This is a genomic window from Kitasatospora sp. NPDC058190, assembly GCF_042883685.1.
Lineage (GTDB): Bacteria > Actinomycetota > Actinomycetes > Streptomycetales > Streptomycetaceae > Kitasatospora.
Map to the genome: position 1 here is coordinate 22,340 of NZ_JBHVVI010000051.1, position 19,746 is coordinate 42,085.

17 protein-coding genes are annotated in these 19,746 nt (G+C 73.8%); 12 read left to right on the forward strand and 5 right to left on the reverse strand.

The window, feature by feature from the left end; translation table 11 throughout:
• Nucleotides 1-121: 121 nt before the first annotated feature.
• The 7 genes from ald (at nucleotide 122) to ACFVWU_RS23025 (ending at nucleotide 7,785) form a co-directional block, all read left to right on the forward strand.
• Entirely contained in the window at nucleotides 122-1,237 is a 1,116-nt protein-coding gene (gene ald, locus ACFVWU_RS22995) for an alanine dehydrogenase (RefSeq protein ID WP_387623962.1), read from the forward strand.
• Between the two features lie 425 nt (nucleotides 1,238-1,662).
• Nucleotides 1,663-2,730 (forward strand): ParA family protein, encoded by a 1,068-nt coding sequence (locus ACFVWU_RS23000; RefSeq protein WP_030245868.1) that lies wholly within the window; start codon nucleotides 1,663-1,665, stop codon nucleotides 2,728-2,730.
• Nucleotides 2,727-3,302 (forward strand): hypothetical protein, encoded by a 576-nt coding sequence (locus tag ACFVWU_RS23005; RefSeq protein WP_387623965.1) that lies wholly within the window; start codon nucleotides 2,727-2,729, stop codon nucleotides 3,300-3,302. The genes ACFVWU_RS23000 and ACFVWU_RS23005 overlap by 4 nt, the downstream gene beginning before the upstream one ends.
• A 153-nt stretch (nucleotides 3,303-3,455) precedes the next feature.
• Nucleotides 3,456-4,382, forward strand: a complete 927-nt coding sequence (locus tag ACFVWU_RS23010; protein ID WP_387623968.1) for a segregation and condensation protein A — start codon at nucleotides 3,456-3,458, stop codon at nucleotides 4,380-4,382.
• Between the two features lie 239 nt (nucleotides 4,383-4,621).
• On the forward strand, nucleotides 4,622-5,215 hold the full coding sequence (locus ACFVWU_RS23015; RefSeq protein ID WP_387624066.1) for an SMC-Scp complex subunit ScpB: 594 nt from the start codon (nucleotides 4,622-4,624) through the stop codon (nucleotides 5,213-5,215).
• Between the two features lie 62 nt (nucleotides 5,216-5,277).
• Entirely contained in the window at nucleotides 5,278-6,540 is a 1,263-nt protein-coding gene (locus tag ACFVWU_RS23020) for a pseudouridine synthase (RefSeq protein ID WP_387623970.1), read from the forward strand.
• Between the two features lie 237 nt (nucleotides 6,541-6,777).
• Nucleotides 6,778-7,785, forward strand: coding sequence for a helix-turn-helix domain-containing protein (locus ACFVWU_RS23025; RefSeq protein ID WP_387623973.1), 1,008 nt, complete (start codon nucleotides 6,778-6,780; stop codon nucleotides 7,783-7,785).
• A gap of 15 nt (nucleotides 7,786-7,800) precedes the next feature.
• On the opposite strand, the gene ACFVWU_RS23030 is transcribed toward ACFVWU_RS23025, so the two are convergent.
• The 3 genes from ACFVWU_RS23030 to ACFVWU_RS23040 all read right to left on the reverse strand — a co-directional run bounded on the left by ACFVWU_RS23030 (nucleotide 7,801) and on the right by ACFVWU_RS23040 (nucleotide 12,089).
• Nucleotides 7,801-8,163 (reverse strand): DUF952 domain-containing protein, encoded by a 363-nt coding sequence (locus ACFVWU_RS23030; RefSeq protein ID WP_387623976.1) that lies wholly within the window; start codon nucleotides 8,161-8,163, stop codon nucleotides 7,801-7,803.
• A 110-nt stretch (nucleotides 8,164-8,273) separates the two neighbouring features.
• On the reverse strand, nucleotides 8,274-9,839 hold the full coding sequence (locus ACFVWU_RS23035; RefSeq protein ID WP_387623978.1) for a mucoidy inhibitor MuiA family protein: 1,566 nt from the start codon (nucleotides 9,837-9,839) through the stop codon (nucleotides 8,274-8,276).
• 3 nt (nucleotides 9,840-9,842) lie between these two features.
• Nucleotides 9,843-12,089 carry a DUF4139 domain-containing protein gene (locus tag ACFVWU_RS23040; protein WP_387623981.1) on the reverse strand — a complete coding sequence of 749 codons (2,247 nt, stop codon included), beginning with the start codon at nucleotides 12,087-12,089 and terminating at the stop codon, nucleotides 9,843-9,845.
• Between the two features lie 345 nt (nucleotides 12,090-12,434).
• Between ACFVWU_RS23040 and ACFVWU_RS23045 the strand changes: the two genes are divergently transcribed.
• From ACFVWU_RS23045 to der, 4 genes are all read left to right on the forward strand, one after another.
• Nucleotides 12,435-13,520: a prephenate dehydrogenase gene (locus ACFVWU_RS23045; protein WP_387623984.1), complete on the forward strand. Its 1,086-nt coding sequence runs from the start codon at nucleotides 12,435-12,437 to the stop codon at nucleotides 13,518-13,520.
• Nucleotides 13,521-13,545: 25 nt separating this feature from the next.
• Entirely contained in the window at nucleotides 13,546-13,998 is a 453-nt protein-coding gene (locus ACFVWU_RS23050; RefSeq protein ID WP_387623987.1) for a hypothetical protein, read from the forward strand.
• Nucleotides 13,999-14,110: 112 nt separating this feature from the next.
• Entirely contained in the window at nucleotides 14,111-14,824 is a 714-nt protein-coding gene (gene cmk, locus ACFVWU_RS23055) for a (d)CMP kinase (protein ID WP_387623989.1), read from the forward strand.
• Nucleotides 14,825-14,986: 162 nt separating this feature from the next.
• Nucleotides 14,987-16,441, forward strand: a complete 1,455-nt coding sequence (gene der, locus ACFVWU_RS23060) for a ribosome biogenesis GTPase Der (protein ID WP_387623991.1) — start codon at nucleotides 14,987-14,989, stop codon at nucleotides 16,439-16,441.
• 189 nt (nucleotides 16,442-16,630) lie between these two features.
• Here the strand turns inward: der and ACFVWU_RS23065 are convergent, their stop codons facing one another.
• Complete coding sequence (locus ACFVWU_RS23065; RefSeq protein ID WP_387623994.1) at nucleotides 16,631-17,248, reverse strand: hypothetical protein; 618 nt, start codon at nucleotides 17,246-17,248, stop codon at nucleotides 16,631-16,633.
• Nucleotides 17,249-17,456: 208 nt separating this feature from the next.
• Nucleotides 17,457-18,284, reverse strand: a complete 828-nt coding sequence (locus ACFVWU_RS23070; RefSeq protein WP_387623997.1) for a hypothetical protein — start codon at nucleotides 18,282-18,284, stop codon at nucleotides 17,457-17,459.
• Nucleotides 18,285-18,876: 592 nt separating this feature from the next.
• Between ACFVWU_RS23070 and ACFVWU_RS23075 the strand changes: the two genes are divergently transcribed.
• Nucleotides 18,877-19,692, forward strand: a complete 816-nt coding sequence (locus ACFVWU_RS23075; protein ID WP_387623999.1) for a transglycosylase family protein — start codon at nucleotides 18,877-18,879, stop codon at nucleotides 19,690-19,692.
• Nucleotides 19,693-19,746 lie beyond the last annotated feature (54 nt).

The following is a 19,746-nucleotide window of genomic DNA, read 5'->3' on the forward strand; positions in this document are numbered from 1 at the left end:
ACACTCGAACTCAGTCGCGCAGCGATCCCCTGCCCCGGGCTGCCCGGAGGCTTCCCCACGTGCGCGTCGCCCACCGGTCTTCTCCGGTCGGGACCCCCATGGCAAGAGGACGTGTTTAGCCGTGAAGGTCGGCATCCCCCGCGAGGTCAAGAACCACGAGTACCGCGTGGCCATCACGCCCGCCGGCGTGCATGAGCTGGTCCGCAACGGACACGAGGTCTACATCGAGGACAATGCCGGTCTCGGCTCCTCGATCCCCAACGAGGAGTACGTGGCCGCCGGCGCCACCATCCTCCCCACCGCCGACGAGGTGTGGGCCACCGCCGACCTGCTGCTGAAGGTCAAGGAGCCCATCGCCTCCGAGTACCACCGGCTGCGCAAGGGGCAGACCCTCTTCACGTACCTGCACCTGGCGGCCGACCGGGCCGGTACCGACGCGCTGATCGCCTCGGGCACCACCGCCATCGCGTACGAGACCGTCCAGCTGGGCAACGGCGCGCTGCCGCTGCTCGCCCCGATGTCCGAGGTCGCGGGCCGCCTGGCCCCGCAGGTCGGCTCGTACCACCTGATGCGTCCGGCCGGCGGCCGCGGCGTGCTGCCCGGTGGCGTGCCCGGCACCCACCCGGCCAAGGCCGTCGTCATCGGCGGTGGCGTCTCCGGCTGGCACGCGGCCACCATCGCCATCGGCATGGGCTACGACGTGACCCTGCTCGACCGCGACATCAACAAGCTGCGCGAGGCCGACCGGATCTTCGGCACCAAGATCAAGGCCATCATGTCCAACTCCTTCGAGCTGGAGAAGGCCGTCCTGGACGCCGACCTGGTCATCGGCGCCGTGCTGATCCCGGGCGCCAAGGCCCCGAAGCTGGTCACCAACGAGCTGGTCTCCCGCATGAAGCCGGGCTCCGTGCTGGTCGACATCGCCATCGACCAGGGCGGCTGCTTCGAGGACTCGCACCCGACCACGCACGACGACCCGACCTTCCAGGTCCACGACTCGGTCTTCTACTGCGTGGCCAACATGCCGGGCGCCGTCCCGAACACCTCCACCTACGCGCTGACCAACGCCACCCTGCCGTACGTCATCGAGCTGGCGAACCGCGGGTGGAAGGAGGCGCTGCGTCGCGACGAGGCGCTCGCCAAGGGCCTCAACGTGCACGAGGGCCAGATCACCTTCCCGGCCGTGGCCGAGGCCTTCGGCCTGGAGTCGGTCACGCTGGAGAGCGTGCTCGCCTGAACACCCTGACCGCTCGGCGGTCGTTCGCCCCCGACCCGATCACTTCGGGTCGGGGGCTTCGCCGTGCCCGTGAACAGTCGGTGGACCGGGCGGGTCGCTCTGTCGTCAATTCCCGTGGGTCGTGTCACTCGACCGCAGAAACGTTAGGGTCATAGGCCTACTCATCCCTTGACAGCAGCCCGCCCGATAGTCGACACATCGTGCCCACTACCGTGGATTGTGTTGCTGCGAACGCCTTGAACGGCCTAGAGTCGCAAACCGTCGGCGTGCTGCCACGCTGACGAATCGACATAGAGTCCTGGATCCCCAAGGAGGTAAGACGACTTGTGAATGAGTCGACAATTGCTCCCGGGGGTGGTCAGCCAGGACTGGCGGAGCTCACCGCCGGCCAGCCGAGTGAGGAGTCCGAGGCCCGGCAGCCCACCGTGGGCTCGGCCGAGGTCGGCTCGGTCGCACTCCGTACCTTCGAAGCACGCCAGAACACAGCGCAGGTGACCACGGTGACCGATCACGACGCCGACTTGGCCGCCTACGGCCTGGCCTACGGCGAGTTCGCCTACGGCGCCTACGACGACCCGGACGCCGAGTACGAGCCGGACCCCGAGTACGCCGCCACGCTGGCCCCCGACGCCGCGCGACAGCGCCGCGAGCGGGTCGGCCCGACCGGCCGTCCGCTGCCGTACTTCCCGATCCCCGCGCCGGTCGCCGAGCACGGCCCCGCCCAGATCATCGCCATGTGCAACCAGAAGGGCGGCGTCGGCAAGACCACGTCGACCATCAACCTGGGCGCGGCGCTGGCCGAGTACGGCCGCCGGGTGCTGCTCGTCGACTTCGACCCGCAGGGCGCGCTCTCGGTCGGACTGGGTGTCAACCCGATGGAGCTCGACGTCACCGTCTACAACCTGCTCATGGAGCGGGGCCTGACGGCCGATGAGGTGCTGCTGAAGACGGCCGTCCCGGGCATGGACCTGCTGCCCTCCAACATCGATCTCTCCGCCGCCGAGGTGCAGCTGGTCAGCGAGGTGGCCCGGGAGTCCGCGCTGGCGCGCGCCCTGAAGCCGCTGCTGCCCGACTACGACTACGTCATCATCGACTGCCAGCCCTCGCTGGGCCTGCTGACGGTCAATGCGCTGACGGCCGCTCACAGCGTGATCGTGCCGCTGGAGTGCGAGTTCTTCGCGCTGCGCGGTGTCGCGCTGCTGACCGAGACCATCGAGAAGGTGTGCGAGCGGCTCAACCCCGAGCTGCGCCTGGACGGCATCCTCGCGACCATGTACGACTCGCGCACCGTGCACAGCCGTGAGGTGCTGGCGCGGGTCGTCGAGGCGTTCGGCGAGCACGTCTTCCACACCGTCATCGGGCGGACCGTGCGCTTCCCGGAGACCACCGTCGCCGGCGAGCCCATCACCACGTACGCCACCAACTCGGTCGGTGCCGCCGCCTACCGCCAGCTCGCCAGGGAGGTGCTCGACCGGTGCCGCCCCGCCGAGTGAGTCTCCCGGGTGCCGACGAGCTGTTCCGGACCACCGGCGGGATGGCGCTGTCGCCGTCCCTCGCGCCGCGTCCGGCCGCCGAGGCATCCAGACCGGAGACCGCGCGGACCGTCAACGGCACGGACGGCGCCGAGGGCGCCCGGGACGACCGGCAGGAGCAGCAGTCGGCCGCCGGGGTGCCCGCGCCCGCGCAGCCGCCCGCCCAGCGACAGGCCGGGGACCAGGGTGCCGGGAAGGCCGTTTCCGGCGGCCGTGGCGCCGCAGCCGCCCCGGCGGGCCGGGCGCACGCGGGTGCCGCCGAGGAGCAGGCCGGTGCCGCCGGGCGCGCCCGGCCGCGGGGACGCGCGCCGCGCCGCCCGAGCGGGCGCGAGCGGCACGACGAGAAGATCACCGTGTACGTCTCCGCCGAGGAGCTCATGGACCTGGAGCACACCCGGCTGGTGCTGCGCGGCGAGCACGGCCTGGCCGTGGACCGCGGGCGGATCGTCCGGGAGGCCATCGCGGTCGTCCTGGCGGACCTGGAGCAGCGCGGCGAGGCCTCCATCCTGGTCCGGCGGCTGCGCGGCCGGTAGGACGGCGTCCCCAGGGCTGTCCGCCGGGCGCTGAGCGCCGCAGGCCGGGCGACCTGGAGCCGAGGCCGTCGGTCGGGCCCCGGGGCCCGTCGGGCGGCGTGTCGACGGCCCCGCGGCGGGGTGGGCGGCGGGGCCGGGTGAAGATGGACCGTCATGCCGAGCACCGTCGAACCAGCCGCCACCGCCGTGAACCCCACCGAGGAGGAGTCCCGGGGCGGTTTCCGCGTACGGCTGGACAACTTCGAGGGCCCCTTCGACCTGCTGCTCGGCCTGATCGCCAAGCACAAGCTGGACGTCACCGAGGTGGCGCTGGCCACGGTGACGGACGACTTCATCGCGTACATCCGGGCGATGGGACCGGACTGGGACCTGGACGCGGCGACCGAGTTCCTGGTCGTGGCCGCCACCCTGCTGGACCTCAAGGCCGCGCGGCTGCTGCCCGCGGCCGAGGTCGAGGACGAGGAGGACCTCGCGCTGCTGGAGGCGCGGGACCTGCTGTTCGCGCGGCTGCTGCAGTACCGGGCGTACAAGCGGGCGGCGGCGCTGTTCGGCGAGCGCTGGGCGGCCGAGCTGCTGCGACGGCCGCGGACCGTCGGGCTGGAGCCCCGGCACGCCGAGCTGCTGCCCGAGGTGGTGATCACCGTCGGGCCGGAGGGGCTGGCCCAGCTGGCGGCCAAGGCGATGGAGCCCAAGCCGAAGCCCGTGGTGTACGTCGACCACATCCACACCCCGCCGGTCAGCGTGCGCGAGCAGGCCGGGCTGGTGGTCCACCTGCTCACCGGCCTCGGGGAGGCCTCCTTCCAGCAGCTCGTCGCGGACGCGCCGGACACCCTGGTGGTGGTCGCCCGGTTCCTGGCGCTGCTGGAGCTCTACCGGGAGCGGGTGCTCGCCTTCGAGCAGCCGGAGGCGCTCGGGGAGCTGCGGGTGCGCTGGGTGGCCGAGGAGGGCCGGGGCGCGGTCGAGGTGACGGACGAGTTCGACCGGCCGGCGGGCGAGGGCGCGGAGAAGGCCGGGGAGAAGGCCGGGGACAAGGCCGCGGACGGGGTCGCGGGCGAGGCGAAGGAGGACGGGCGGCGATGAGTGGCGGGAGCGACGGCGGGCGGCCGGTGCGGCGCCCGCTCGGGCTGCCGGGGCAGCCGCGGGCCGAGGAGTGGCTGGAGCCGGCCTTCGAGCTGCTGCCGGAGCCCGTGGCGGCGCCTGTGGCGGCTTCGGTGGGCACCGAGCCGAGGGTGGTGCACCAGAAGTCGGCCCCGCCGGCCTCCGACGTGCCGGGGGAGCCGGTCGGGCCCGGGCTGCGGGCCGAGCTGGAGGCCGTCCTGATGGTCGTCGACGAGCCGGTCACCGAGGAGCGGCTGGCCGGGGTGCTGGAGCGGCCGCCTGCCGAGGTGGCCGCGGCGCTGCGCGAACTGTCCGCCGAGTACGAGGCGGCGGGCCGCGGTTTCGACCTGCGGCTGGTGGCCGGCGGCTGGCGGTTCTACAGTCGGGACAGCTGCGCCCGGGCTGTCGACCGCTTCCTGCTGGACGGCCAGCAGGCCCGGCTGACCCAGGCCGCGCTGGAGACCCTGGCCGTGGTCGCGTACCGGCAGCCGGTGTCCAGATCGCGGGTTTCCGCCGTCCGCGGTGTGAACTGTGACGGCGTGATGCGTACCCTGGTACAGCGAGGACTGGTGGAAGAGGCCGGATCCGAGCCCGAAACAGGTGCGATCCTGTATCGGACGACGAACTACTTCCTGGAACGGATGGGGCTCCGCGGCTTGGACGAGCTGCCGGAGCTCGCTCCCTTCCTGCCCGAGGTCGACGACGTGGAAGCGGAGTCCCTGGAGGGCACGATGATCGCGGAGGCGGTCGCCTCCGCTGCCGCACAGGCCGCGGACGGCAGTGGCGAGGCCGGTCGGGCAGCGCCTGATCGGTAGGGGGAGGTGAGGTCGGCCGAAACGACCGCACATCCCAGACGGAACGACGTACGGACACTTTGATGCGTAGCAGTGGCAACGGCAGGAACAGCAGCGGCGGCGGCAGCGGTCGCGGCGGACAGGGCGGGGGCCGGGGCGGCTCCTACGGCGGCAGCGGCGGCGGCCGCGGCGGCTCGGGCTCGCGCGGGGGTTCGTACGGCGGCGGCTCGGGTTCCGGCTCGCGCGGCGGCTCGTACGGCGGCGGCTCGGGTTCGGGCTCGTACGGTGGTGGCTCGGGCTCGCGCGGCGGCTCGTACGGGCGGGACAGCCGCCGGGACGACCGGCGCGACGACCGCCGCTACCCGGACCGCCCGCTGCGGCCCGAGGAGCGCAAGTACGACCGCCCCGAGTACGGCGGCGGCCCCAACGCCACCCCGGCCCGCGGCGGCTTCGCCGGTCGGCGCCCCGGCCCGGCCCCGCGTCCGCGCCGTGAGGGCCAGGGCGCCCCGGGCGACCCGCGCCGCCAGCCGCAGCGCTCGCGCGAGCTGCAGGCCAAGATCGAGGACGCCGTCCTCGCCCGGCACGACAAGCCGGCCGTCAAGCTGCCCAAGACCTTCGGCGAGCCCGAGGGCGAGCGCCTGCAGAAGGTGCTGGCCCGGGCCGGCGTCGGCAGCCGCCGCGCCTGCGAGGAGCTGATCGAGCAGGGCCGGGTCGAGGTCAACGGCAAGCTCGTCACCGAGCAGGGCAAGCGGGTCGATCCGCAGAACGACGAGATCAAGGTCGACGGTCTGACCGTCGCCACCCAGTCCTACCTGTTCTTCGCGCTCAACAAGCCGGCCGGCGTGGTCTCCACCATGGAGGACCCGGACGGGCGCCAGTGCCTGGGCGACTACGTGACCAACCGGGAGACCCGGCTGTTCCACGTCGGCCGCCTGGACACCGAGACCGAGGGCATCATCCTGCTCACCAACCACGGCGAGCTGGCCCACCGCCTCACCCACCCCAAGTACGGCGTGACCAAGACCTACCTGGCCGCGATCCAGGGCCCGATCCCGCGCGACCTGGGCAAGCAGCTGGCCCAGGGCGTGGAGCTGGAGGACGGCTACGCGCGCGCCGACAGCTTCAAGGTGGTCTCCAACGTCGGCAAGAACTACCTGGTCGAGGTGACCCTGCACGAGGGTCGCAAGCACATCGTCCGCCGGATGCTGGCCGAGGTCGGCTTCCCGGTCGAGAAGCTGGTGCGCACCCACTTCGGTCCGATCGCGCTCGGCGACCAGAAGTCGGGCTGGCTGCGCCGTCTGACCAACCCGGAGGTCGGTCAGCTGATGCGCGAGGTCGGCCTGTAGGCCCTGGGGTCCGTCCCCCGGGTTTTCACCGGTCGTTCGTCGGAGGGTCCTCCGCCCGTGGTGGCGGGGGACCCTCCTCCGTGTATGTGAGTCGGGACGCAACCCCTGGTCACGGCCTTGTCAGCGTCATGATCCGTGGCAGAGGATGGCCACTGGACCACCGCCCCGCCCTGTGGCGGGACTGCGCCAGGACGGGCGCCGGTGGGGTGTCCGGGGCGAGCAGGGGGAGACGGCGTCGTGTCCGATGCAGTACTGGGGCGGTCGGCCGGGCAGGCCCTCGGCCCACTGGGGCTGGCCGAGCCGGACGGGCAGGTCTACGCGGCGCTGGTGGCCAATCCGCAGTCCACCGCGGAGGAGCTGGCCGAGAGCTGCGGCCTGACCCTCCAGCAGAGCGTGCACGCGCTGGACCGGCTGGCGCGGCAGGGCATGGCCACCCGCGCGCCGGTGGACCGGCAGCGCTTCCTGGCGGTCGCCCCGGACGTGGCGATCGGCACCCTGATCGGCCACCGGGAGTCCGAGCTGCGGCAGGCCCGGGCCGAGATGCACCGGCTGATGGACGCCTTCCGGGAGGCCTCGCGCTACACCGACCCGGCGCACTCGGTGGAGGTGCTGACCGGCGGCGAGGCGATCGCCCAGCGGCTGGAGCACATCACCGAGACCAGCCAGTACCAGGTCCGCGGCTTCGACCGCCCGCCGTACATCCAGGACCCGGTGGCGCCGATGCCGTTGCAGCGGCGGCGGCTGCGGGAGGGGCTGAAGTTCCGGACCATATACGACCGGGAGGCCGTGGCCTGGCCCGGCCGACTGGAGAAGAACATCCTGGTCGGCGTCGCGGACGGGGAGGAGGCCCGGGTGCGGCCGACCCTGCCGATGAAGATGATCATCTCGGACGACCGGATGGCGGTCATCCCGATCAGCGTCGGCGACAGCGTGCTGGACGCCGCCTACGTGATCCACCCCTCGGCGCTGCTCCAGGCGCTGGACACGCTGTTCGAGGCGGAGTGGGAGCGGGCCGTGCAGCTGCAGGCCGCGATCGGCACCGGGGACGCCTCGCCGGAGCCGGAGGCCGACCACCGCAAGCTGCTGGGCCTGCTGGCGGCGGGGCTGACCGACGAGTCGATCGCCCGCTCGCTGGGCTGGAGCGCCCGGACGACCCAGCGGCGGCTGCAGAGCCTGATGCGCTCGCTGGGGGCCACCACCCGCTTCCAGGCCGGGATGGCGGCCCGGGAGCGGGGATGGCTGTGAGCGTCCCGGAGCCGGTCAGCTCCAGGGGCTGAGCGAGACCCAGCGGCCGTCCGGGCCGCGCTCGACCTTCTCCAGGCCGACCACGGCGGAGCGGTTCAGCCGGCCGTAGATGTGCGGGAAGAGGATGCCGGGGGTGGCACCCGGCGGCGGTGCTCCGTGCGGGGCCTCCCACTTGACCATCGGTTCCACCAGCGACTCCTCGATCAGCAACACCATCAGCGGGTCGGGCGTGTCGGCGAAGAAGGCGTTGGCCACCGCGAGTGCCGTCTGCTCGTCCGCGGAGCAGTGGATGAACCCGTCGGTGAGCAGTGACGCGGCGGCGTACGGGCGGCCGGGGTCGGACAGCCAGTCGTCCAGGGGAGCGAGGTGGAGGATCATGTTCCTTTTCTACCCGTTTCAGTCCTGAGCGGTCGTCACGAGCGGTCGGGAGTCATGGCCCGGCCTCCGGCCACCGCCCGACCGCTTCGGTCACCGCCCGACCGCTTCGGTCACAGCCCGGCCACCTTGGCGGAGGCCGAGATCTCGTACACCAGGGTGAGGGTGCGGCGGGCGCCCGGGCCGAGCGGGACGTCCCAGCGCACGATGCCCTCGGCGTCGAAGGAGTCCGGCGGCGGGGAGCACTCCTCCTTGCGCAGCCGCACCTCGACCGCCGCGACCTCGGAGACCGGTACCCGTTCGCGCAGCGTGACCAGCTGCTCGTCGTGCTCCTCCGGACCGGAGAAGCGGGACAGGTGCAGCCGGACGGTGCGGGTGGTGGTCTGGCGGCCGGTCAGGGCGGCGGTGGCCTGGCGTTCCTCGGTCTCGCGGACCACCCGGTAGCCGTCCGAGCTGCCGAAGGACAGCTCGGTGTCGGCCCCGGCGGCGGTGAAGCGCAGCTCGCCGCGGCCGGTGAAGCCGCTGCCGCGGACCAGCTCGACCGGGCCGGCCAGCAGTGGGTGCCCGGCCGCGTTGCGGAACCGGACCACCTGGGTGACCAGCGGGGACAGCTCCGGGGCGCAGGCGTACTCGCCGTTCGCCGGGCTGGTGAAGGCGCCCAGCGGAACCTTGTGCGCACAGCCGTCCGAGGGGACGGTGGCCGGGGCGGGGGCGGGCAGCACCCGTACCTCGCCGCCGTCGTCCAGACCGGGGACGGCGGCAGTCGGGCCGAGGGTGCTGATCTTCTCCTCGCGCAGCTCGACCTCGACCGTGCGGCGCTCCTCGTCGGTGCGCTCGCGCAGCGTCAGCAGGTCCTCGGTGAGCGCGGGCGGGTCGGTGGCGAGGGCGGAGCGGGCGGTGGAGAAGGTGAGCCGGGCGCCGGTCCAGTCCTCGCCGGTGTGCTGCCAGACCACCGCCTCCGACTCCAGGCGCAGGCCGCCGCCGTCGTCCAGGGTGGCCCGGTAGGACGGGCGCCAGAGCGCGCAGGGCACCAGGTGGCTGACGGTCAGCGCGGCCGGGCCGGGCCGCTCGGCCTCGACGGTCAGCTCCAGGTGGGCGACCAGCTCGGCGGGCTCCTGCTCGGCCTCGTCCAGGGCGATCAGGGCCTGGGAGCGCTCGTGGTCCAGGCGGCGCAGCCGGGAGTGGGTGGCACGCAGCTCCTCGCCGTAGCGTTCGCGCTCGGCGTCCACCCGGTCCAGCTCGCGGGCCCAGCGGGTGCGCTCGATCTCGCCGACGCCGGCGCCCTCGCCGACCTCCCGCAGCAGGTCGGCGCTCAGCTGGGCGAGCAGGGCGAGGCGGGCCTCCAGCCGGGCCCGGGTCTGGTCCGCGAGGCGCGACTCGGCCTCCAGAGCGTGCAGCCGGTGGCGCAGCGCGGAGTCCTCCGGGCCGGGCGGCATTGGGGCGCGGGGGCTCCAGGTGCGGACCAGCCGGGCCTCCAGCACCCGGGTGCCGGGGGCGGTGGTCTCGGCGCGCAGGGTGCGGTCGACGGCGAGGGCGGTGAGCGGGCCGAGCCGCAGCCGTTGGACGCCCTCGGCGAGCTCGACGGTCACCGTGCGCTCGACCTGGGCGCGGTCCTCCAGGCAGGTGACGGCGGTGACGGGGAGGGGGGTCCCCTGAGGGGGCGTAGGTGCTCCGGTCATCTGTCAGTTCCTCCGGTTTCCGCCCACGATGGCCTTTCCGGCCGGGATCTTGATCTGGTAACCGCCGTCCAGCTCGGTGCGGCCGCCCGGTGGCAGGTCGACCCGCCAGAGCCGGGTGCTGGGCGGGCAGTCCGGTGTCGGTTCGGTCGGGGCGTGCCAGTCGGCGCGCTCCTCGATCCGGATCTCGGCGTCGGAGGTGACCGGCACGCGCTCGCGGACCTCCACGGTGACGGTGCGGCCGAGCCGGTTCGCCAGCCGGACGTGCACCCGGTGGTCGAGCACGGTGCTGTTGCCCTTCAGCATGCCCGTGGCGGACTCGCGCAGCTCGGTGCGGCGCGCCACCTCGATGCTCTCGGTGACGCCGATGCCCAGGCGCCGGGTGCCGCCGGGGGCGAGGGTGGGCAGGGCGGCGGTGAGCAGGAACTCCTCGTCCACGGTGACCTCGACCGGGCCGGCCAGCACGGCGCGGTCGGTGCGGTTGGCGAGCACCAGGGTCGCGTACACCTTCTCCTCGACGGCCGGGACGGTGACGTACTCGGGGCGGACGGAGAGCGGGATCTCGTCCACCGTGACGGTGTGCCAGGTGCCGTCGGACGGGATGTCGGCGGGGGCGGCGGCGTCGAAGCGGTGGTCGAAGGAGCCGGCCGACTCGCGGGGCGGGACGGCGTGGCGGGGGAGGGCGAGGTCGCGGAGGCGGCCGCCCTCACGGCCGCCGGGGAGGAACCGCTCCAGCTCGTCGCGCTCGACCCGGACGGGGTTCGGGCGCAGGGTGCCGCGCCGGTCGGCGGGGGCGTCGGGGCCGGCCAGGAGGAGGTCGGGGTAGTCGAGCAGGGTGGTGTCGAGGGCGAGGCCGGCGGTGGCCGGGGGCGGGGTGGCGCGCGGGCTGCGGAGCCGCGCTCGGCGGGGCTCCGCCGGCATGGCGCCGCCGGGGGCCTGGGGCATCGGTGCGGCGGGTGCGGGTGCGGGTGCGGGTGCGGAGAGCGCGGGCGGGGCGCCGTAGCCGGCGAAGCCGGGCGGTGGGGCCGCAGGTGCTGCCCCGTGGGGTGGCGGCTGGGGTGGTGCCAGGGGCGGTTCCTGGCCCGGTTCCTGGACGCTCAGCGAGCCGCCGCCGTACGGGCCGGCGGGCGCCGCCTTCTCCGCGAGCGGCTCGGGGTGGGCGCCGCCGGGACGACCGGCCATCCGGGCGGCCTTGGCGGCGACGTGGGCGGACACCGGGAGCGGGGTGTCGCGCTCGGCGGCGGCGCGGGTGGCGGTGGCCGCGTCGTAGCCGGTGAAGAGGTCGGACAGGCCGGCCGGGGGCTCGCGCCAGCCGGAGGGCGGCGGGGCGGGCTGGCTGCGGCCGATCCGCAGTGAGCTCAGCTTGGGCAGGTCGGTGCGGCGGTCGAGGTCGGCGGTGGACAGGGCGAGTCGGACGCCCGTCCAGTCCTCGCCGGTGTGCTGGGCGACGGCCGCGCGCAGGACGAGGTGGCCGGTGTCGGAGCCGGTGCGGTAGGAGAGGCGGTAGGCGGGCACCCAGCGGGCGGTGGGGACGCTGTACTCGAGCTCCAGCTCCAGCGCCAGGTCGGGCTCCAGCGCCGGCTCCCGGTCGGGCTGTTCGGTGTCGGCCGAGCCGGTGGTGTGCAGGGTGAGCAGCACGGTGTCGACGGTCTCGATCAGCGCGGTCCGCTCGGCGGTGGACGCCCGCTCCAGCCGGTCGGCCGCCAACTCGCGCTCGTGGTCGGCGAGTTCGATATCCCGGGTGAGTTGTTCGGCGCGCTCCTGGAGTCGGGCCAGCCGCTCGTCGACGAAGTCGGCGAGCTCCAGCCAGGCCTCGGCGGGGGTGCGGCGCAGCGGCTCGCCGTGGCGGCGCTGCGGCGGCACGGCGCGCAGTGCGGCGGTTTCGGTGATCGCGGCCAGCACCAGTCGGTGGCGCTCGTTCAGTGCGCTCTGCCGCTCCATGGCCTCGTCCAACTCGCGGCGCAGAGTGGTGAGTTCGCCCGGTTCGAGGAGTTCGGCGAGGGTTTCGAGGCGGGCCTCGGTGACCGTCGTACCGGCGGGGCCGGAGAGCACCCGGGCGCGCAGCGAGTTGCCGTCCATCGAGTCGGGCAGGCCGGTCAGTCGCAGCCGTCCGCCGGGCGGGACCGGGACGGTGGCCCGGCGGCGGCACACCGCGCCCTCGGCGTACACCACGACGGAGTCGAGCACCGACGGGTGTGCCGGGACGGCCGGAGGTTTCGACGGCCCGGTGTGACTGCTGTGCTGATCGTCCATGCGCAACCCCTTCGTTCGCGTCCGGTGCGGCGCGTCCCGCCGGGCGCCGTTGTGCCGCGTCGGCCCCCGGGCGGCCAGTCTGCCCCGGGGCGGGGCAGGCGTCGCCGGATTTCCCGGGGCGCGGCGTGTGCACTGTGTGGGACGGGGGCCGAGGCGCCGCGGTTGCCGCCGGCGATGCCGCCACCAGCGGGACCGGGGACGGGGGCGGGGCGGGGCGGCGGTCGGGGTCCGGCGGGTGGGAGGATGGGCGCGGGTGCTCCCGGCCGGTCCCGGCACCCGGCGAGAATCGTCAGAGGATCGTCGAACCGTCGAGTCGAGAACCGTGATCGAGGAGAGCCACCCGCCATGCGCACTGCCGTCGTCGTCGGTACCGGACTGATCGGTACCTCCGCCGCCCTGGCCCTGTCCGCACGCGGGCTGACCGTCCATCTGGAGGACGCCGACCAGGACGCCGCCCGCACCGCCGAGTCGCTCGGCGCGGGCACCACCGAACCGGCCGAGGGCCCGGTCGACCTGGCGATCATCGCCGTCCCGCCCGCGCTGGTCGGCAAGGTGCTCGCCGACTGTCAGCGCCGCAACCTGGCGCGCTGGTACACCGACGTGGCCAGCGTGAAGGCCGGCCCGGGCAGCGAGGTCGCGGCGCTCGGCTGCGACACCGTCCACTACATCGGTAGTCACCCGATGGCGGGCCGGGAGCGCTCCGGCCCGCTGGCCGCCCGTGCCGACCTGTTCGAGGGGCGCCCCTGGGTGCTCACCCCGACCGCCGACACCGACACCGACACGCTCAACGCCGCGCTGGAGCTGGTCGCGCTCTGCGGTGCGATGCCGATCGTGATGGACGCGACCCAGCACGACCGGGCCGTCGCCCTGGTCTCGCACGCGCCGCAGCTGGTGTCCTCACTGGTCGCGGCACGGCTGGAGCACGCAGACGAGACGGCCATAAGGCTGTCCGGCCAGGGCGTGCGCGACGTGACCCGGATCGCCGCCTCCAGCCCCGCGATGTGGGTCGACATCCTGTCCGCGAACGCGGGCGCCGTCGCCGACGTGCTGGAGGAGGTCGCCGCCGACCTCGGCGAGACCGTCTCCGCGCTGCGCGCCCTCGCGGCGGTCGAGGAGGGCCAACGCCGGGCCGGCGCCCAGGGCATCGAGGCGGTCATGCGGCGCGGCAACACCGGCCAGGCCCGAATCCCCGGCAAGCACGGCGCGCCGCCCACCCGGTACGAGACGGTCGCGGTGGTGCTCGGCGACCAGCCGGGCGAGCTGGGGCGGCTGTTCGGGGAGGTCGGCGACGCCGGGGTCAACATCGAGGACGTCGTCATCGAGCACTCGGACGGGAAGCAGGTCGGTTTCGTCCAGCTGGCGGTGGCACCGACGGCGGTCAAACGGCTCGCGGCGGCGCTGCGGGCGGGCGGGTGGAGCGTTCGGGACTGACGGCGGTCGGGGCGAGGGGGCTGGTGTGATCATCGACACTCCGCTCGGGGACGGCCAGGAGCCGGGCGATGTGGCGGGGCTGGAGGTCGTCGGGAACGACGGCTTCCTGGCCGCGGTGATGGGCGGGGAGTTCACCGTCCACCACCGCAGTACGGAGACGCTGCTGGCGGCGCCGGGTGAGCGCCGGCCGCCGGGGGAGGGCGAGCCGACCTGGGAGCGGGTGCGGGAGGTGACCGGTGTGGAGGTCGCCCGGCTGATCAGTACGGATCGCGAGTTGTTCGTCGAGTCCCGGGACGGCCTGACGCCCCGAGGACGCCCGGCTGCGGTCATCAACTTCGCGGGGGACTGCGTGTTCCGCCCGGTCGGCGACGAGGCCTGGTATCGCGGCTTCCTCGACCGCTCGACCGGGGACATCACCTTCATGCTGACTCTCGGGCCGGGGCTGGAGCCGGCCTTGCAGCGGCTGATGGGGCGCTGAGCGGGCGGCGGAACGGGTGCGGGCGGCGGTCCATTAACCTTGAGGGAGACAAATCCCCGGCCGTCCGCCCGCGCAGGCGCCGGCTTCCATGCTCAGAGAGAGGTTCGGCCCCGTGGACACTGCCGACCGAGCGCACGCCCCGGTCGTCGTCGCCATCGACGGACCCTCCGGCTCCGGCAAGTCGACCGTCTCGCGGGCGGTCGCCGCCCGGCTGGGCCTGAGCTTCCTGGACACCGGTGCCATGTACCGGGCGATGACCTGGTGGATGCTGGCCAACGACGTCGACGTCAACGACGCGGAGGCGGTGGCCGTCGCGTGCGGCAAGCCGGTGATCGTGTCGGGCACGGACGCCGACGGCCCCACCATCACGGTGGACGGACAGGACGTCTCCGGCCCGATCCGGGGCCCCGAGGTGACGGCGCAGGTCAGCGCCGTGGCCGCGGTGCCGGCGGTGCGGGCCCGGCTGGTGGAGCTGCAGCGCGGCTGCGCCGAGGTCGCCGAGCGCGGCATCGTCGCCGAGGGCCGGGACATGGGAACCGTGGTGTTCCCGGAGGCCACCGTCAAGGTCTTCCTGACCGCCTCCGAGCGGGCCCGGGCCGAGCGCCGGGCGGCCGAGCTGCGCGCCAAGGGCGTGGACGAGGCGACCATCACCGCGATGGCCGCCGACCTCGCCCGCCGCGACGCCGCCGACTCCTCGCGCGAGACGGCGCCGCTGACCCAGGCCGGCGACGCGGTGCTGGTGGACACCAGTGACCTCACCCTGGAGCAGGTGATCGACCGGATCGCCGCGCTGGTGGAGGAGCGGGCCGGGCTGTCCTCGGTCTGACCACCTGGCCACCTGGCCACCTGGCCACCTGGTCATCCGACCATTGAATGAACCGCGGGCCGTCAAGGTGCCGCGGAGGAAACCATCGCGCTGCCCCGAGCGGGGCAGGTACGCACGGCACGCCCCTGGGAAGGGCCGGGCCGGGAAACGGAACAGACGAACATGACCGTAGAGCACTCCGACACCGGGCACGGTGAGCTGGACGCCGCCGACTACGCCGAGTTCATGGCCCTCGCCGCCGAGGAGGGCTTCGACCTCGACGGCTTCGACGGCGTGGACGGCGCCGAGCACGTCCGGCTGCCCGTGCTGGCCGTCGTCGGCCGCCCGAACGTCGGCAAGTCGACCCTGGTGAACCGCATCATCGGCCGCCGCGAGGCCGTCGTCGAGGACAAGCCGGGCGTCACCCGCGACCGGGTCACCTACGAGGCCAGCTGGAACGGCCGCCGCTTCAAGGTGGTCGACACCGGCGGCTGGGAGATCGACGTCCTCGGCATCGACGCCATGGTGGCCGCGCAGGCCGAGCTGGGCATCGAGCAGGCCGACGCGGTGCTGTTCGTCGTGGACGCCACCGTCGGCGCCACCGACACCGACGAGGCCCTGATCAAGATCATTCGCCGGGCGGGCAAGCCGACCGTCCTGTGCGCCAACAAGGTCGACGGCCCGTCCACCGAGGCCGAGGCCGCCTACCTGTGGTCGCTGGGCCTCGGCGAGCCGTACCCCGTCTCCGCCCTCCACGGCCGCGGCTCCGGCGACCTGCTGGACGCCGTCATGAGCGCCCTGCCCGAGGCCCCGCCGCAGACCTTCGGCGACGCCGCCCCCGGCGGCCCGCGCCGGATCGCGCTGATCGGCCGCCCCAACGTCGGCAAGTCCAGCCTGCTGAACAAGGTCGCCGGCGAGGAGCGCGTCGTCGTCAACGAGCTGGCCGGCACCACCCGTGACCCGGTCGACGAGATGATCGAACTCGGCGGAAAGACCTGGAAGTTCGTGGACACCGCCGGTATCCGCCGCCGGGTCCACCTGACCGCCGGCGCCGACTTCTACGCCTCGCTGCGCACCGCCGCCGCGCTGGAGAAGGCCGAGGTCGCGGTCGTCCTGATCGACGCCAGCGAGACCCTCGCCGAGCAGGACACCCGGATCATCTCGATGGCCGTCGAGGCCGGACGCGCCGTCGTCGTCGCCTACAACAAGTGGGACCAGCTGGACGAGGAGCGCCGCTACTACCTGGAGCGCGAGATCGAGCGCGACCTCGTCCAGGTGCAGTGGGCCCCGCGCGTCAACGTCTCGGCCAAGACCGGCCGGCACATGGAGAAGCTCGTCCCGGCGATCGAGACCGCGCTGGAGGGCTGGGAGACCCGCATCCCCACCGCGCGCCTGAACGCCTTCCTCGGCGAGCTGGTGGCCGCCCACCCGCACCCGATCCGGGGCGGCAAGCAGCCGCGCATCCTGTTCGGCACCCAGGCGGGCATCCGTCCGCCGCGCTTCGTGCTGTTCGCCTCGGGCTTCCTGGAGGCGGGCTACCGGCGCTTCATCGAGCGCCGTCTGCGCGAGGAGTTCGGCTTCGTCGGGACGCCGATCTCGATCTCGGTGCGGGTGCGGGAGAAGCGCAAGAAGAAGTAGAAGCAGCGGTTCTCGGACCGCGTTGGAAGGGCTCCGTCACGGTGGTGGCGGGGCCCTTTCGGTTTTCCGGGTGCGGTTCTCCGCGCGCCGCTTCACCGGGGGCGTTCGTGCGGGCGCCGTTCTCAGCGGGTCTCAGGGGGGCTCAGGGAGTCTCAGGGGGCGTTCCCACGGGCGCTGTTCCTACGGGCGTCAGTGGTGGTCGCCGGTGCGGCCCGGGGGGAGGGAGAGCATCTGACGGTGGCGGCCGCCGGTGGACGGGGTGTCGGCGAGGCCGGCGGCCGTGCCGAGCGTCGGGGAGGGGGCCGGGGGCGGCGCGGGCGCGGCGTGCGGCGCCGGGCCGAGGTAGCCGGCGGCGACCCAGCCCTGGCCGTTGGTGAACTGGGCGCCGGGCGGTGCGGCCGGGGCGGCCTGGCCGAAGCCGTCGCTGGTGGGAGCCGCGGTGGGAGCGGCGGGCTCGGGGTGGGGGTGCTGGTGGGAGTGCTGCTGCTGGGCCGGCATGAACTGGGGGAGGCCGGGCAGCTGGCCCGCGTAGGTGTGGAAGGACTGCTGCTGGGGCTCGTAGGGGCGCTGCTCGCCGAGCCGCGGATAGCTGTCGCGGACCGCGAAGCCGGTGAACTTCAGGTCCTCCTCGCCGGAGCGGTCGCCCGGCAGGGCGCGGAACAGCCGTCGGTACTCGGAGTACAGCTCGTCATAGATCGGGGTCGTCGAGTGGGGGTGCTCCGCGTCGTACGACGGGCGCATGTTGGGGATCGCGCGGAGAGCGGTGGCGGACCGGCCGGAGGACGCGGAGACGTCGTAGCTGTACACGTAGGGGCCAACGAGTGAGAGGCGGCGGGGATGCGGGGCGTTCGGCGTACGGGACGGGTGTGAGGGCGCTCGGCGTACCGCGGCGGGCCTGCGGGGTGTTCCCGGCGTCGGGCGGGGGCCGAGTGCCGGGGGCGGACCGGACTCCGGATGGTGGCCGCCGCCGGGTCGGTTCGGCAGCGGCCACCATCCGGCGCGCCGGAGCGGCCGATCAGGTGCCGGCGAGCGGGAGGGAGGCGGCGACCACCTGGCCCAGCGCCACCGCCCGCTCCAGCGCCTGGCGCAGCAGGTCCTCGCGGGGCTGACGGCCGACCACGCCGGCCGGCACGGCGTACATCGTCACCTCGGAGAGCTGACTGGCCGCCATCCGCCAGGCGTCGGTGACCTGGAGCGGCTGGTGCGCCTGCCACCATCCGGTGCTGCCACCGGCCGCGGCAGGCTGCAGGATCGCGTGCAGCTTGCCCATCGCGACCAGGACCGACCAGCCGGGCAGCTGGTCCGGGGTCTCGTCGAGGTCGGTGACCCGCTGGAAGCCGGCGTCCTGGAGGAGGTCGAGGAACTCGTCCTCGCCGGAGGTGCTGCCGGGGCGGCCGACCGGGCCGGTGGGCTCGACCACCAGCGAGGCGTGGCCGACCTTGCCGTGCAGGACCAGCCCGCAGGTGATGCCGAGGATGGCGGCCTGGCCGGGCGCGGTCGGCTGGGCCAGGGGCTCGGTGGGGGCGGCCGGGGCGGGGACGCCGAGGTGCGGGGCGGCGGCGGGCTGGGTCTGGCTGATGCTGCGGACGGCACCGGCCAGCTGCTCCTCGGAGACCGGGACCACCTGGGAGGGGATGCAGCGGGCGTGCGCGAAGGCGAGGACGGCCGTCTCCTCGCCGACGAACAGCACCGTGCTGGTGGGGTCCGCGTAGGTGTCGCCGGGGGTGCGGCAGGAGGTGCATTCGTAGCTGTCGGGGGCGCGGCCGCCGCCGAGTAGGCGGTCGGCCTCGTCGTCGCCGATCTCGGACCGGACCTCGTCGCTGACGTCGAGCATGCGCGGCACTGGGTCTCCTCGGGTGGATGCGGATGGGGTTCGGGGGCGGACACGGGGAGGTCGACATGCCCAACGGGCCCTTGTGTCAGGCGTCACGGGTGCTCGTCGAGGCTGACGGGAATTGCCCCGGATCCGACCGCGCCGCGTGTTCTCCTGGTCGCAATCTGTCGATGTCGGTGGCAGGACTGCCGGAATGAAGCCGTGAGGTGAGTCACGTCATCTCGGTGTTTGATCTAGGAATCAATGGCTAAAACGGACATTTCGGTCAAGATTGTGTGGCTATTACCGCCGGTAACCCTTTGCTGAGCTGGGCAGACCGGTGGAGTTTTGGTTTCCCCACCGACCGGCTCGTAGCTTCTTGGGCGGCGCAACGAGCGCCACCCGGGCTCACCCCCGACGCACAGCCCCCCGGCTCAGGCCGGGCGCGGCAGGTGCCCGCCGACGCGACCGCTCGAACAGGTCGTCGGCGGGCGGCTGGGTGGCCGGGGCGGCAGCGGCACGTCCGACACGTGCACGGCCGCCCGACGGACGCGGCAAGCGAACGCGGCCCTCTCCAGGGCCTGGTTCCGCATGCCCGCCCGGGGCTGTCGAGAGGAACCTCATGACCTTCCGTAACGAGAACGCCGCTGCCACCACCTCCGCCGCCACCAAGCGCAACCGCGTTCGGATGGCTGTCGTGGCGGGCGCCGCTGTCGCGGCCCTGCCGGTGGCCGGCCTCGTCACGGCCACCTCGGCCTCCGCTGCCCCCGTCTCCACCTGGGACGCTGTCGCCCAGTGCGAGAGCGGCGGCAACTGGGCCATCAACACCGGCAACGGTTTCTACGGCGGTCTGCAGTTCACCTCCAGCACCTGGGCCGCCTACGGCGGCACCGCCTACGCCGCGCAGGCCAACCAGGCCACCAAGGCGCAGCAGATCTCCGTCGCCGAGAAGGTCCTCGCCTCCCAGGGCCCCGGCGCCTGGCCGGTCTGCTCCGTCAAGGCGGGTCTGACCAAGGGCGGCGCCCCGGCCGCCGTCGACACCTCGGCGGGTTCCGGTGCCGCTGCCGCCAAGCCGGCGCAGACCCCGGCGCCGAAGGCCGCCACCTCGAAGGCTGCCGCGCCCAAGGCCGCCGCCCCGAAGGCCGCCGCGCCCAAGGCCGCCGCCCCGAAGGCTGCCGCGCCCAAGGCCGCCGCCCCGAAGGCCGAGGCTGCGCCGAAGGCTGACGCCGCGTCGAAGAACGACGCCGCCAAGTCCTGGACCGGCTCCAACGACGCCAAGCCGGCGGCCAAGGGCAGCTACACCGTCAAGTCCGGTGACACCCTGAGCTCCATCGCCGCCGCGCAGGGCCTGGACTGGCACGAGCTGTACAAGAACAACGCCAAGGTCGTCGGTGGCAACCCCGACCTGATCCTCCCCGGTCAGACCCTGAGCATCTGAGGCTCGGGCTTCGGCGCTCGGAATCTGACGGCCGCTTCTCCGCTGTGCGGGGGA

Bases quoted from the DNA above. Each gene is read 5' to 3' on its own strand.
- ACFVWU_RS23010 (WP_387623968.1), top strand. From the start codon at position 3,456: ATGCCGAGCACCGTCGAACCAGCCGCCACCGCCGTGAACCCCACCGAG.
- ACFVWU_RS23015 (WP_387624066.1), top strand. From the start codon at position 4,622: ATGGTCGTCGACGAGCCGGTCACCGAGGAGCGGCTGGCCGGGGTGCTG.
- ACFVWU_RS23020 (WP_387623970.1), top strand. From the start codon at position 5,278: ATGCGTAGCAGTGGCAACGGCAGGAACAGCAGCGGCGGCGGCAGCGGT.
- ACFVWU_RS23030 (WP_387623976.1), bottom strand. From the start codon at position 8,163: ATGATCCTCCACCTCGCTCCCCTGGACGACTGGCTGTCCGACCCCGGC.
- ACFVWU_RS23035 (WP_387623978.1), bottom strand. From the start codon at position 9,839: ATGACCGGAGCACCTACGCCCCCTCAGGGGACCCCCCTCCCCGTCACC.
- ACFVWU_RS23040 (WP_387623981.1), bottom strand. From the start codon at position 12,089: ATGGACGATCAGCACAGCAGTCACACCGGGCCGTCGAAACCTCCGGCC.
- ACFVWU_RS23045 (WP_387623984.1), top strand. From the start codon at position 12,435: ATGCGCACTGCCGTCGTCGTCGGTACCGGACTGATCGGTACCTCCGCC.
- der (WP_387623991.1), top strand. From the start codon at position 14,987: ATGACCGTAGAGCACTCCGACACCGGGCACGGTGAGCTGGACGCCGCC.
- ACFVWU_RS23075 (WP_387623999.1), top strand. From the start codon at position 18,877: ATGACCTTCCGTAACGAGAACGCCGCTGCCACCACCTCCGCCGCCACC.